This is a genomic window from Reichenbachiella carrageenanivorans (genome assembly GCF_025639805.1).
Lineage (GTDB): Bacteria > Bacteroidota > Bacteroidia > Cytophagales > Cyclobacteriaceae > Reichenbachiella > Reichenbachiella carrageenanivorans.
This window is the reverse complement of the sequence record NZ_CP106735.1, coordinates 1,906,521-1,920,665: the sequence shown is the minus strand read 5'-3', so window position 1 is coordinate 1,920,665 and position 14,145 is coordinate 1,906,521. Positions and strand designations below refer to the sequence as shown.

Annotated in this window: 9 protein-coding genes; 2 read left to right on the top strand and 7 right to left on the bottom strand. The window is 41.0% G+C overall.

The features are described 5' to 3' along the window. Nucleotides 1-234: 234 nt before the first annotated feature. The gene (locus N7E81_RS07755; RefSeq protein WP_263052721.1) at nucleotides 235-2,637 is read right to left on the bottom strand and encodes a right-handed parallel beta-helix repeat-containing protein; all 2,403 of its coding nucleotides are present in this window, start codon (nucleotides 2,635-2,637) and stop codon (nucleotides 235-237) included. A gap of 247 nt (nucleotides 2,638-2,884) precedes the next feature. Further along, nucleotides 2,885-5,263, bottom strand: a complete 2,379-nt coding sequence (locus N7E81_RS07750; protein ID WP_263052720.1) for an RICIN domain-containing protein — start codon at nucleotides 5,261-5,263, stop codon at nucleotides 2,885-2,887. A 269-nt stretch (nucleotides 5,264-5,532) separates the two neighbouring features. Here N7E81_RS07750 and N7E81_RS07745 point away from each other — a divergent pair, with 269 nt between their 5' ends. Further along, nucleotides 5,533-6,306 carry a response regulator transcription factor gene (locus tag N7E81_RS07745; RefSeq protein ID WP_263052719.1) on the top strand — a complete coding sequence of 258 codons (774 nt, stop codon included), beginning with the start codon at nucleotides 5,533-5,535 and terminating at the stop codon, nucleotides 6,304-6,306. Between the two features lie 118 nt (nucleotides 6,307-6,424). Continuing rightward, a complete protein-coding gene (locus N7E81_RS07740) occupies nucleotides 6,425-7,285 on the top strand; it encodes a sialate O-acetylesterase (RefSeq protein WP_263052718.1) in 861 nt (286 codons plus the stop codon). A 180-nt stretch (nucleotides 7,286-7,465) separates the two neighbouring features. Here N7E81_RS07740 and N7E81_RS07735 read toward each other — a convergent pair whose 3' ends face one another. The 5 genes from N7E81_RS07735 to N7E81_RS07715 form a co-directional block, all read right to left on the bottom strand. Then, nucleotides 7,466-7,615, bottom strand: coding sequence for a hypothetical protein (locus tag N7E81_RS07735; RefSeq protein ID WP_263052717.1), 150 nt, complete (start codon nucleotides 7,613-7,615; stop codon nucleotides 7,466-7,468). 95 nt (nucleotides 7,616-7,710) lie between these two features. Then, complete coding sequence (locus N7E81_RS07730; protein ID WP_263052716.1) at nucleotides 7,711-8,169, bottom strand: sugar-binding protein; 459 nt, start codon at nucleotides 8,167-8,169, stop codon at nucleotides 7,711-7,713. 19 nt (nucleotides 8,170-8,188) lie between these two features. After that, nucleotides 8,189-9,409 carry a glycoside hydrolase family 27 protein gene (locus N7E81_RS07725; RefSeq protein ID WP_263052715.1) on the bottom strand — a complete coding sequence of 407 codons (1,221 nt, stop codon included), beginning with the start codon at nucleotides 9,407-9,409 and terminating at the stop codon, nucleotides 8,189-8,191. Nucleotides 9,410-9,420: 11 nt separating this feature from the next. After that, nucleotides 9,421-12,354 carry a DUF4838 domain-containing protein gene (locus N7E81_RS07720; protein WP_263052714.1) on the bottom strand — a complete coding sequence of 978 codons (2,934 nt, stop codon included), beginning with the start codon at nucleotides 12,352-12,354 and terminating at the stop codon, nucleotides 9,421-9,423. Next, nucleotides 12,354-13,943 (bottom strand): alpha-galactosidase, encoded by a 1,590-nt coding sequence (locus N7E81_RS07715; protein ID WP_263052713.1) that lies wholly within the window; start codon nucleotides 13,941-13,943, stop codon nucleotides 12,354-12,356. The genes N7E81_RS07720 and N7E81_RS07715 overlap by 1 nt, the downstream gene beginning before the upstream one ends. Nucleotides 13,944-14,145: the final 202 nt, after the last annotated feature.

Here is a 14,145-nt window from a genome sequence, read left to right as displayed (position 1 = left end):
AAAAGCAGGCTACTCACCTGCTTTTTTTAGTTGTTGTGAGACAAAGCAAATTGCCCTGATTTGCTACCTCAACGACAATCACCACCGTATCAGAGACACTACGATCCCTCTTAAATAGCGGAATAGCCTCAGCATCGAACAAGTCTCTATCTCCTTTCACCTTTCTTTCAAGTAGACTCGTCACTCACGGCACGTGGGAAACTAATTACTAAAACATTTCAACTTATATCTAAACTACTGTTTGATAAACCTACTAATTACCGCATGATTGTCTTCCTTAATCATAGTCAAAAGATAAACTCCTGGAACCAACGAAGAAACATTCAAGCGATCAGTTCCACTGCCGCTATACTGTACTTGTCCGGACAGGTTAGAGATAGACAATGACCGAACAACAAATTCTTTCGTATCTAAGTATAGCATACCCGATGTAGGATTTGGGTATATTAAGCCTGAAGTAGGGCTTAGATTCAATTCTGTATTCTCTATACTCACATTATCATTCATCTGTCGGTTGGCCGTACCAGCTTCAACTAGACTCCACTTGGTACAATCTACATTTTGAGCATTGCTAACCTGTACCATGGCTGTACCAGTGATTGATCCACATGCCTGAGGTTTAAATATTTCACCTGTAGACCGATTTTGAAAACGGTAATAACCATTACCATCTTCTAACACTTCCCATTGTACCAATTGGTTTATTTCTGAATTGGAAACCTGTACTATATTGACCGTTCCGTTAGTAAGTGTAGACCCTCCAGCTGGCTGATACCTACCATTCGTTCCCTTATTCTGAATATAGTAATACCCTGGATTACTTTCAATAAATTGAAATTGCACACAATCAGAAGTGTTTTCTACAGGGCCCAAATTCAAAGCTACCGCCCCTGAATAATCACTTGAACAGTTTGGTATGCGCATTTTCAATCCCGAATCTTTATTCACCAAGTAATAATATTTACCCGTGATACCCCCACCAGAGGAGCCGCATGAGCCCGTACTAATAACTGGGGTATTTGAATTGGTTTGCCCACTATTATTAGTGGCGCGTACGAGATATGTATAGGTTTCATTCGCTGCTACCGTGTTGTCAGTAAAAGAAGTGCCAGTCACAGTACCAATAGTTACTTTGGTCGCAGGGTCTATCCACCTACGCACTACGTATGAATCTGCACAATTAGCTGCTCCCCATGACAGACTCACTTGGTTGCAATTGTCAACGACCGCTGATAAAGTTCCTGGCTCATCTGGCAAACCTGAGCAGCTGCCTCCTCCAGCGTTAAATGGCACAATAGACAAAGTCATATTGTCCCAGTTGGTTCCATCACCCATATCAAAGTAATTGGTTGTCAATACATCCGCTTTAATTATTCCTGTGATGTCCTTAAACTCATGTGTCTTCACTTGTGCCGACACGATTGGTCGATTAAAATCTTTATCAACAATTTGACAGTCAATATTATTGTAGCTTTTGAATATCATATTGCCAGCAGGTACTGTAGGCGACTGCCCTTGTATCCAAATAGGGAAGTTTCCAGTACCATCTTGCCCTACATTTTTAAACGTACATCCTTCAAAACTTAACGAAGGAGCTTTGTCTACATTGAATGTACCCATGTACAAGCCATGCTGTCCTGATCCGTCTACTTCTATATTTTGAAATACCATAGTACCTTTTGGGCCATCATTGATATGGGGCAACTTGACTGCTCCCAACTTGATACCCATTTGCTCATTATTTAAAGACTTACAATTTCGAAAAATAATGTTCAAATCTTGTACCTGAATTCCATTGTAATCATAGTAATTGAAAACAGTAAACTTGATGCCGTTTGCGTTGTTATTATTGAATTCGCAATTCTCAACCAAAATATCCTTTAACACCTGACTGGCGTCATCATGATTAGGCTCTATGTCGATCCCTGATTCTGGATTTTCTCCTTTAGCTCCTTCGAAAACACTGTTTCTGACTGTAATACCATCACCACTAGTAATAGATATACCCAGTCTAGTAGGGTCTATCACATGCACATTATCAATGGTTACATTTGAAGGAGAGGTCATGTCGTTCTTGCTTTTTCCAATCGCAATGCCATCACCTCCTGCTTTTTCAATGGACAAATTTTTGACCAAAATATTATTGTATGGATGTACCTTAATGGCATGACGAAATTGGGAAATCACATAAGGCGATACCTGATAGCCAGCTCTGTTCATAATCAAACTTGCTCCTGAACCTTCTCCTTCGACCGTGACGCCGTTGGCTTTTATTGATATCAACTTGCCTTGATCACTCATATAATGATTGCCTCCATGCTTGGCGCGTAATACGACTCCTTGTTCTAATTTCAGTGTCAAACCCGCCTTATCCAAAACCAGTGCTGATTTATTCGAAGCCGCTTTACTAGTGCCTATATCTGACACTAGATAATCTTTTCCTATATATGGAATAATCACTGTGCCATTTTCTCCTGCGGCGATGATGGCATCTTGTATTTCCTGCGTCGCATCGATATCATCCGTCCATGACACAGTGATTGTATCTGCCCTAGACTGGTGGGCTGCCAAACACCAAATCAGGCACATACAGGTGAAAAATTGAGTGAATTTCGATCGTGTAGTTGTTTTTCTCATGTTTTACTTGTTTTAAAATTTTGATTAGCGAACAATTTTACTCACATTATTTCCAACAAATAAGCCTTAAAAGACTGATAATCAAGGAGCTATTTTTGTCAAAACATGACCTAATAATCTTCCATTTTTTCTTCACATGAGACTAAAGTATCTTCAATTTTCGTCCATTCAATTAAATGGGTAATAAAAAAGCCATGAGTAAAATCATGGCTTTTTTATTCTTTGGTTTTTAAACGTTTTACACGCCTTAGTGCTTGATAAATCTAATGATAGACTCTCCTTCCTGATCAGACACGCGAAGTGTATAAAGACCTCTTTGAAGTGATGAAACGTCTATTTGCTGCTGGGTTCCAAACAAAGCGATGGTTTTGCCTGTGACATCCATTATAGCCATTTGACTTACATTTCTATCCCCCAGTTTCACATTGAGGATGTTGGTGGTTGGGTTTGGATATATCCTGATTTGATCCTGAGCAACAAGTGCCTTAGATGAGTTTGCTCTCCTACTGCTGCTGCCTGCATCTACAAGCTCCCACTTGGTACAGTTACCTGAGATGTCAGACACTTGAGTTATGATGGTTCCAGAGGTAGTATCACACCCATCAGGTTTCAGGTACATACCTGTGCTTCTGTTCTTGATTCTCACCTCACCGCTTCCAGCATCCACTATTTCCCATTGCACCAAAGTGCTAGTAGTACCACTACCGACCTGAACAATATTAGCATCTGCTAAGGTGCTATTATTTTCAGGTTTAAATCTGCCACTTGTACTTTCGTTGATCATATAATAGTATCCCAACCCAGCATCTTGAAAATAGAAAGTAGCACAATCACTCACATTTGTATTTGGTGCAGTATTGATCACTTGCGTACCGCTAAAATCTGGACTACAATTAGGAACTTTCACATGTTGACCTGTAACGACATTTTTAAGGTGATAATATGTCCCTTCATATCCTCCGCCAGAGGAGCATGATCCAGTCGACACCACAGGGGTATTAGAGTTTGTCTGTCCAATACTATTAGAAGCTCTCACCAGATAAGTATATGCGGTGTTTTCTACTGCAGTATTGTCGACAAATGATGTGCCTGTAACTGTAGCCAAAGTCACTTTCACTGCTGGGTCGGTCCAACGCCTGACCACATAATCATCAGCACAAGTGGCTACATCCCACGACAAACTCACGGTATTACAAGACGTTACGCTTGCTGTCAAGACAGTTGTATCTGGCAATACTGAACAACCACCAGAGCCTGAGTCAAAATTTACACGGTTGACCGTTACATTTTCCCAAATGGAAGGATCACCCAAATCCAAGAATGTGGAAGAATTAGAGTCTACGTGAATTGTACCTGTGATATCTTTGAAGCCTTTATTCGCTGTTTTGGCTCCAGATTCTGCATTGACATTAGGGCGGTTATAATTCTTATCTATCAACTTACAAGGCTGATTGTTATAGGATTTGAATGTAATTCCTCCCAATTTTTTATCCGCCATTTGTCCTTTAAAATAAATAGGTGAAAAGTTGACTCCTTTGGTCGCGCAATCTTTAATGGTTATACCTTCGAAACTGATGGTGGGTGCATCTCCTACTTTATATCCAGATACACGGATGCCATGCTCTTCGCTGCCCTCAAATATGACATTCTGAAATTTAACGGTTCCACCTACACCGTTCCCAGCTTCTTGTGGTTTGACCCCTGATGTATGAAACCCATGCGTTCCGTTATTCAACGAATGACTATTTCGGATCGTGATGCTCACATCTTCTACCGTCTTTCCTAATTCATCAAAGAAATTGAACAGTCCCAATTGAAAGCCATTTCCAGCATTATTTTTAACAGTGACTCCTTCAATCAAAATATTCTTTAATTTTTGATCAGGATCATGGTGATTCGGCTCTATATCTATTCCTGCCTCTGGATTTTCTCCTTCGGCCCCTTCGAATATGCTATTTCTAACCGTTACACCATCTCCACTGGTAATGGACATGCCCAATCTCGTAGGGTCGATCACATGTACGTCTTCAACCAATATGTTTTCAGGAACTCCAGCATCTATTTTTGGCTTCCCACAAGCAATCCCATCACCTCCAGATTTTTTGATCGTGATGTTTTTGATGGTTATGTTTTGTACAGATTTAATTTTGATCGCATGTCTAAACTGTGAAATCACATAAGGTGACACTTGATAATCTTCTCTACGCATTTCAAGTGTGGCACCATTGCCTTCTCCTCGAATAGTCACACCATCTGCCGAAATTTGAATTAATTTGGATTGTACATTCAGAAAATGATTGCCTCCATGCTTGGCCTTGATGATGACACCTTCTTCCAGCACAAATTCGATCCCCTGGACATCCAAAGAAATCGCTACATTTTGTGTACCTGATGTCTCAGGGGTGACATACCAGATAGAACCTGTATAAGGTACGATCACCTTTCCGCCAACTCCAGCCGCTGCGATGGCATTTTTAATATTAACAGACGCATCGTTTGCGTCCCACTGTACTGTGACTGTACTAGCAAATACGCTAGTACTTATCAGTACAAATAGGCTTATAGCCATAAAAGACAAATAAAATTGAAAATTCATCTTACCGTCAAGTGTAATTGTTTTGTTCATAATAAAAATTTTAGTTAAAAAATTCCGTACGCTTACTTATTCGTACAGTTATAACTAAGCTATTCACCATGAAATAAAATCGTCTCTAATTATCCACCATAGTTGTTATTGAAATAGATCATTGAAACCTTAGAACATATTTCATCTCATATTTGGACAATTATTAACGCCTCATTAGCTGAAATTCGATTCATATTAGTATGACCTAAATGTGCTATTAAGGGTTTTAAGCGATTAAAAACAGAAGTATTCAAAGCCATCCGCCTAAAATGAAACCAAGCAAACGAAACTTATCTCATCAACGGCATTCTGTATTGATCATTGATGATCATTTGGAAATCAGACAATTTATCAAATGGCAATTAGAAAATGACTATCAAATACTAGAGGCGTCAAATGGGATTAACGGATATCAACAAATAATTAAACATAAACCAAATGTGGTCATCAGTGACTTGCTCATGCCCCACATGGATGGTATTGAGCTATGCAAAAAAATAAGGGGGGAGCAGGAGCTAGCCCATATACCCGTCATGATATTGACTGTAAAGTCTGATCGAGAAAGTGAATATCAAGCGATAAAAAATGGTGCTAATGTGTATATCAAAAAACCATTTGATATAGACTTAATTAAAATCCGACTCAAAGGGTTAATTCAAAACCAATCACGATTAATAAAGCCTACACTTGACACGATGCCCCAAACTGGCAAGAGCACTACAGATGAATTTGAAACTAGAATCATGCAGTGCATAACATCAAACTTCCATGATCCCGAATTTTCCGTCAAATCAATGGCAACACAAATGGGCTGTAGTCAGACACAGTTGTATCGAAAAGTCAGGGCGTATTTTCATCAACCAGCCAAAGAACTAATCCAAGAATATCGTATGAAAAAGGCCAAAGAAATGTTGAATTCAGATAAAAAACCGACAGTCGCGCAGGTAGCTTATGCCGTTGGGTTCAACTCGCCAAATTACTTCGGTACTTGCTTTAGAAACCGGTTTGGACACCCTCCAAGTCAATCCCGTTTTGTTTCATAGGTGGCATTATTTGGTCTAGCAATGGGCTACATTGAACCATTTGAGTGACTATAATTATCTAATTTCAGCCAAGAGAGACAAGAGCTCTTTCATAGCTTTGTAGAAACATATTAATTTTATGATTAGATTCATTTTCACACTTTCCCTTTCACTCATCTGTATGATAAGTCTGTGCCAAACGGCTCTACCTATCAAAGTTTTCATCTTAGCAGGTCAATCAAACATGGACGGACGTGGAAACCCAGCTGAACTAACTTCAGAAGACAGCTTGCGCTGGCTAAAAGCCCAGTCGCAAATTATGCTAGCCTATAATCATGATTCCATAGCCCCGCTATATGCAGCCAAATCTTCTGACTTTATCCTGAAGAAATTTAAACTTCAGCATTACTTTGGCCCTGAACTTTTCTTTGGAATCAATTTGGCTGAAGCTAGACCAAACGAGCAATTTCTTTTTATCAAACGGTCGGTCGGCGGCACATCATTGTATGGCTGCTGGAACCCCAACTGGACAAAGGAAAAAGCAATAGTAATGAATGAACAGAATAGACCAAAACTCTATTGGGATACAGAAGCTTATTTGGATAAAATCCTCACCATGCCTGAATATTCAAATTATCAAATTGAAGGGGTTCTTTGGGTACAAGGAGAAGCCGATAGCAACGTCGATAAAATAGGAGAAGTCCCTCCCGCAGCGTATGAAGAAAATTTAACGAATTTGATCCATGCTTTTAGAAGGAAAACCAATCGTCCTGATCTACCATTCATCATGTTTCAGGTGGGAAAAGGAAAAGTGGTCGATGGTATGTACCGTGTAGCCAAAAACGTCTCAAACGTTAGTTTGATCCCACAGAGCACCGATGCCACATCTCCTGATTTTTACCCCAAATATGCCCCCCCACGCGGGCACTACAACACTTCCTCTATGAAGCGCATCGGTACACAGTTTGCTGAGTATTACCTTAAAAGGTATGCCCAATAAAAGGATACCTATCCAAGTTCCATAAATGAAATACTATGAAGCAGAGCCATTAGGGTGTTAAATGCAAAAAGACATCAACACCTAAGAAATTAGGGGTCATTAAACGCAAATCCATTATTTAATCCTACTTTGATTAACAGAGAAAAATAATCAATCTCTTCTTGCTACTTTTAGTCTCCATTAATTGGGGGCAAATATGAACTTCCCAAAAGTGGTCGGTACATGAAAATCTATGGTTGGCGATTTGGGGTCGACCCATGATATCCAACGATACTCAGGACGGTCTTCTACGATGGCTAAGATTTCAGCACGATAAAGGCCTACTAGCATCTGACCACCCTCTAAAATCCCCAATTCGCGGAGCGTAGTCAATAGTATGCGACCATCGACCTGATACCCCTCGTTGGTACTGTATACCTCATACGTCAGCCCTTCTCTAGGCCATTGCCATTCGTTCTTATATAGTTTGGGAAGGACACCTCATAATCGAGCAACAAACCACCAGCATCCAACTCGAGGCAATAATAAGGATACATGTCATTGTTGGCAATGAAAAAGATTTCTACACGATCCGATTTGATAACGTCTCTTTCATCCCCCAAGGTACGAGAAAGACATATTTTGGGGTCAACTACGTCATATTGAAAATAAAAATAAATCTCATCATATACCGCTCTAAACCTCGTAGGAGGAGGAGTTTCTTCTCTCCATGGAAAATTAAAGTCGTCCAATATTTCCGCGCGAGCTAGCTTCACCGAATCGCCAGCACACCTAACCATATAAGCCTTATTCGCCAATGCATCCATGTTGGATCCGATATTTTGAGCTTTGATAGTGATGGCATGTACTACCATCACTATCAGCCCAATAGATAATTTTTTCAAAGATGACCGACTCATCGCATCACAACACCTCTATTCTCAACATACGACATTGATGAGGTGCTACGTCTAAGGCTACTGTACCATCAAACTCTCCAAGATCCTTGTGCAACCATAAGTCTCGGACACGCACTTTTTCCCCATTTATTTTCAGTTGCTTACTGAGATCCAAAGTGATTTCGGTGGTCTTGTTACCATTACGATTGAGCAGCCCCACCGCCCATGACCCATCGGCCAAAGGTTTAACAAAGATCTCCTTTTGTTCATTCTTCAGTACACGAGAAGCTTGCTTACCCAAAACATCCTGATTAATTGCGATCACTTCCTTATTCGTCAATATGCGTTTAGTATCTGCATCCATATCTCGAATATCACACGTCATCAATAGCGGTGCCGCTAGCAAAGACCACAATCCCATCTGCGCTTCGTATTCGACTGATGTACATCCAGCAGCTCCTCTCGCAGACGATGAAGACCCCGTGCCCTTTAGTCCAATCACCAACATGTCAGGATCATTCCAATGCCCTGGACCTGCGTATTGCTCCAAACCAACTTGACGATCGAGTGCTTCCATGATACCATTATACCCTTGGCCGTATCGACCATGCTCCCATGTATCCCTCAGGTCCCAAGTCGTACGCCACAACTGCGCACCTACACGCTCACCCCACAACCATGGCGACCGCTGTCCCCATTCGCATAGAGCAAATACAATGTCTCTATCTGTGGCTCTCACGGCTTCGATAAATTTCGTGTATCTCTCCACTGCCGTCCACACATCCTTTGGTGCGTAGCAATAATCACATTTGATATAATCTACACCCCATGCAGCATACGTTTGGGCATCTTGTGTTTCAAACCCTAAACTGCCTTCCATACCTGCACACGTTTTCTCCGCTATATCAGTATATATACCAAACTTCAATCCTTTGGAATGCACATAGTCTGCAACTACTTTGATCCCATTCGGAAATTTTTTTGGGTCTGGCTGGATGTTTCCATTCTCATCACGTTCGCCATGCCACAGGTCATCCAATATGATGTATTCATACCCTGCATCTTTCAACCCATTTTCAACCATCGCATCAGCCAGAGACTTTACTATATCCTCACTAATATTGCCTTCGAATAAATTCCAAGAAATGAAACCCATTGGAGGGGTCGGTGCCAATATTTTTTCTTGCTGCGCATATATTGGGTTCAACCCCAATAAAGTGATTGCTAATATGATAATCCTATTCATAAAATATTTTGTTAATTATTTTCAATTAATACCTTCCTGTTAATTCGTTGTCCATCGGATAGTTCGAAAACAACTACATATATTCCAGTCTTCAATTCTGAAACATCTATTCGTCTCATTTCTTTGATTTTAGCAGAAAACATAACCGCTCCATCCCCTGCAAATATTGACACAGAATCTAGCTTCGATTCGAAATAGTCGCTCCCCTCGAACTTGATTATTTTTCGGGAGGGATTAGGATATACCGTAACAGAAACCGTATCTCTTGAGGCAATATCTAAGGTGACAGAACTTCCCGAAAATGTAATGTTGCCAAACATTGATGGGTTGGCAAATCCACTACCTGTGGGCGACCACGCCATATAAGACGGAGTACCACCTCCTGTTTGTCTAGTTCTATAAAAATTAGCCTTCCACTGATCTCCTTTATCAGGTTTTCCTCCGAGATCTTTCCAAGGTATGTATAGCTGAGCAGCCCATGACTGATCGTCTTTATACGTTTTATGTTTCCATTCTGGTGCATACGTTTCATCATGCCCTGTGTCTCCTAAGAGCGAAATAGCCACACCATCATTCTCTGGTCCAACGACAAATTGGAAATATTCATCCGTACCACCAGACGGAGTAAAAAACACTTCGATATCGTCTCCTTGCCAAGGCTTGGATGGATCAGCCGATACTACTAGGTCTGCCATATTGGGTTCTTTGGCTGATATGATCACATATATCCCATCCTCATCATAAAAAACACTACCAGTCGTACTCACCGCAGGCTCTATCGGTTCCGTGCTCTTATTATCCTTGAATTGATGATCTCCTGCACCAATAGACGCACCTTGACTCATCCATGCACCCAGTGACCCTGCATCCCAATCTGGTATAGTTTCTACCAAGGGGAGGCTTAACGTTTTTTGTTCAAAATCTACCTCTTCTATTATGATCCCAACGCTAGCCTTCGACTCAGATACCTCTACAGCCTGCGGAGATATAGAAAAACTCTTGGATGGGTCATAAATCATGGCGTCTCGCTGTAGCCCTAAGGTATAAGCAATACTGTAGTTTTGATCCGTAGGATTTGACCGAGCCAATTTAGAGGCATTCTGGGCGTCCAATGTCAGTACAGTAAAATCCCAAGTATCGCTTACCTGTTTTACTCGCCATTGAATACGTTCGGGCTGGGCTTTCGCCAATTCCTTTGCTTGCTTGATCAACAGGTCACACTTACTACGGACACGGGTCAATACATCGACGTCGATCTTGAGTTGATTCTTAGTTCGTCCATTCCAAAAATCCGTGTATTTTTTAGATTCTATAGCCATCTCTTCCTCGATGGTTTCATAATAGTCACGAATCAATGCGCCAATTTCAGGCGTAAACCCCCCTTCATACCAGTCCTGGAGTAGTAGCTCAGGGTCTTGTTCGGGATTCCAAACCAGCTGACTCACTAGCCATTGATCAGGGCCCAACTGACCAATCATAGGAAATTGACTACCGTATATATTTTCGAAGTATTGAACCCCATTGTCAGCCAACGTTTTAATCAACCAAATTTGAGCCTCTTTAGTAGACCAAGGCAAAGAGTGATTACCATAAGCAAAATAAAAACTGCTAAAACGATAGTTCTCTGTAAGTGCGCCCCAGCCTTCTACAGCTTCTTGAAATGCTTGTTTTTTGTTGTCCAAATAATACCTATTGGGAAAATAATTGTAGAAGCCCTGTACAAAGAAGTTATCAGGCACGGATTCTCTGATAGGCGCACGGCCAGTTTCGTGATAGGCCGTCATCATAAAATGTGTATCGGGATACTTAGCCGTTACAAGGTCCGACACTTGCTTTTGAAATTTCAAAAACCGATCCGTCAGAAACAGTTCGTCTGTTGGTTTTTTCATGTCTTGTGGTATGGGATCCCAAGCTGTACATAGCTCACATTCGCAATGTGTGCCGCCGTCATTCTGTGCCAAACTGTATTGCCATACATTGGCATTTTTTTCTCGATACTTAATGATATTGTTGGCATACTGCTCTATCATTGGCTCATAAGCCACACTCAATTGTCCGCCATGCTGGGCAGCACTTCGATACTCGGTTTGTCGATTTTCACTGACCAGAGCAAAGTATTCTGGATATAGCGGTCCATATCCTCCGCTAGGGATTTCAGCATCCTTGGCAATTGTTGCGTTGGATATTACATTGGCTGGGATCCAATGTCGCCAGCCATGCCCATTTTCCATTACGACTGGATGTGTATGTCGCAGATGACGCCCCCACTTTAGGCTGGCATCAATATTCTCAATTTTATTATAGGCATGACCACTTATCGCTTTTTTTACATCATTGTTATTCCATTCTGTAAAATCCATTCTACGTTGTTTAAAGAATGGTTTAATCAATGTATCTAGTTCTGCTGGGCATTTTATTGTAGCCAGCTGTGGCACCTCTTCACCAAGTTCAGTTGGCATGTACCATCTAACTCCTATATACTCACGTAAAAATTCTATGGTTGCATAATAACTACCTGCACTGAGAGACTCTCTAAATTTTTCTAGGTTATAAAATTGATAGTGTGAGTTGGCTGGAATCTTACGATAACCATTGGTGATATCCCCATCTTTTCCTGACAGGATGATATGCTCCTCCGTGACTTTCATATAAAAGTTATCGTGTGCCAACCCTGAAGCATCCACTCCATAGGCTTGTGCAGCACTGCCTATAATGATCATCTTCCCTTCTGTTGGTTCGTTTGTAATTGGCAGCAACACTCCAGACGATTTTTCGACAAGTCGCTGAAGCTCTTTGGCTGCCTCAGATACAGACTCTGGGTCATTGCTATCTATCAAAATAGCATAGGCCGATGCAGCATCAGACACGACAGTCAATGAATCTGAAGCATAACAAGACGCTAAGCCCAGCGTACATAAATGGATAAAAAGTAATATTCGTTTCATTAAACCTGTTGTTTTAAAATGTTAATCTTATCTATTGGAGGCAATACCTCCTCTTTGTTATTGATCCTAATTTTATTGTAACCTTTCTTCAAGTAGACCTGCATAGCAGGAGGCTTTTTTGTTTTTAATATTTGTGCATCACCTTCATTAACTACAACCTCGATAGCCACCTCTACTTGACCTATCAGCTCCAATTCTACCATGTAGTTACCGTCATTGGGCACATAGACGTGTTGCCATTCTATCCAATTGTCCTCATGCCCACCTACTGCTACTGCTACAGCCCCCCCTGAGGCATTTTCGTTAAGTACATAATCCGCCATATCAGTTACATGATACAAATTCATGTAAGCATACTCTGCTTCATAAGATGAAGGAACTGTACTGTTTTCCGCATCTACTTGGACCAACACAATACCATGCGAAGGCACTAATGCAGTATATTCATTTTCAAAAACACCCCTATCAGTATGGTCCCACAAGTCCCTTACCATGGCCTTCCCTGCTATACCAGCCTGCTGCCAGGTCACGGTCATAGTGTGTGGTTTATCTGACCTATTGAACATTGCGATTGCTCTTGTTGGGCTTTGTCTACCTCCAAGTGGTTTAACCCAAAGCTCTAAATCGCCCTGATCATAAACTTTCTGTGCTTGGATGCCAGCCACGTCCTGATTGATGGCAATCACTTCTTCGTTGGTAAGAATATCAATGGTCTTTTGAGACATCTTCCTCAAATCATTACCAGACAATAATGGAGAAGCCATGATACACCACATACTGAAATGTGCTTTGTCCTCCTCATAGGTCATCCCTCGCCCTACTTGCAGCATATCCATATCGTTGAAATTTCCTGGTTCAGCATATTGTGCCAGATAGGCCGCTGTATCTATAATGCTACAAATACTCTCAAAAGTAGGTTTGATATCGGCGGAGATACGCCACGAGTCTGCTAAGCCTTTTACCCATGTACCAGGAAAAGTCCATCTACAGACATTAAACACTACTTCTTTGTTGGTTTTGGTTATGGCTTCTGAAATGGCTGTATACCGCTTTTTTTCATCCATTTTTTTCCAAAACCCATCACAATAATCTACTTTGATAAAATCGTACCCCCACTCATTTAGCATCAAAGACATGTCCTGTTCTTCATACCCATACATGCCAGCAAAAAAACCATGATCATCGTTGTCCCATTTGGTCGCACAAGTATGCCTCCCAGCCTCTGAATAAATTCCTGCCTTTAGGCCTAATTCATGTATATAATCTGAAATCGCCTTCATCCCATCTGGAAATTTATGCTCATGTGCATGTAAGCGATTCTGCCGATCTCTAAAACCAAAATAGCCATCATCAATATTCACATATTGATAACCTGCATCAGCCATTCCTGATGACACCATGGCTTCAGCAGTCTCTTTGATCAATCGCTGGTCTATATTGGTATGAAAATGGTTCCAACTACTCCACCCCATGATAGGTGTCTTTCCTACTGATTTATTTAATATCTGCTGTTCTTGGATCGTTGTATCCTGTGCACAGGCTAGCAAACAGACCAAACTGATCCAACCCAATTGACTCAATAATTTCATGCGATGATAGTAACTCGTTCTTTACTCAAAAATAGAGCTCACTAGATCTTGGAATGTCTATTTCTATTCCGCATTGGGTATGCTTTTAGTTCATGAACTGATTTTATCACTTGAATATACTCTTCATTATTGTGTGTGGGTTTAGCTTTTTCCTAGTATGAAGCAAAAGGTCAAAACCAAGTTTGCCTATTTATAATTAATG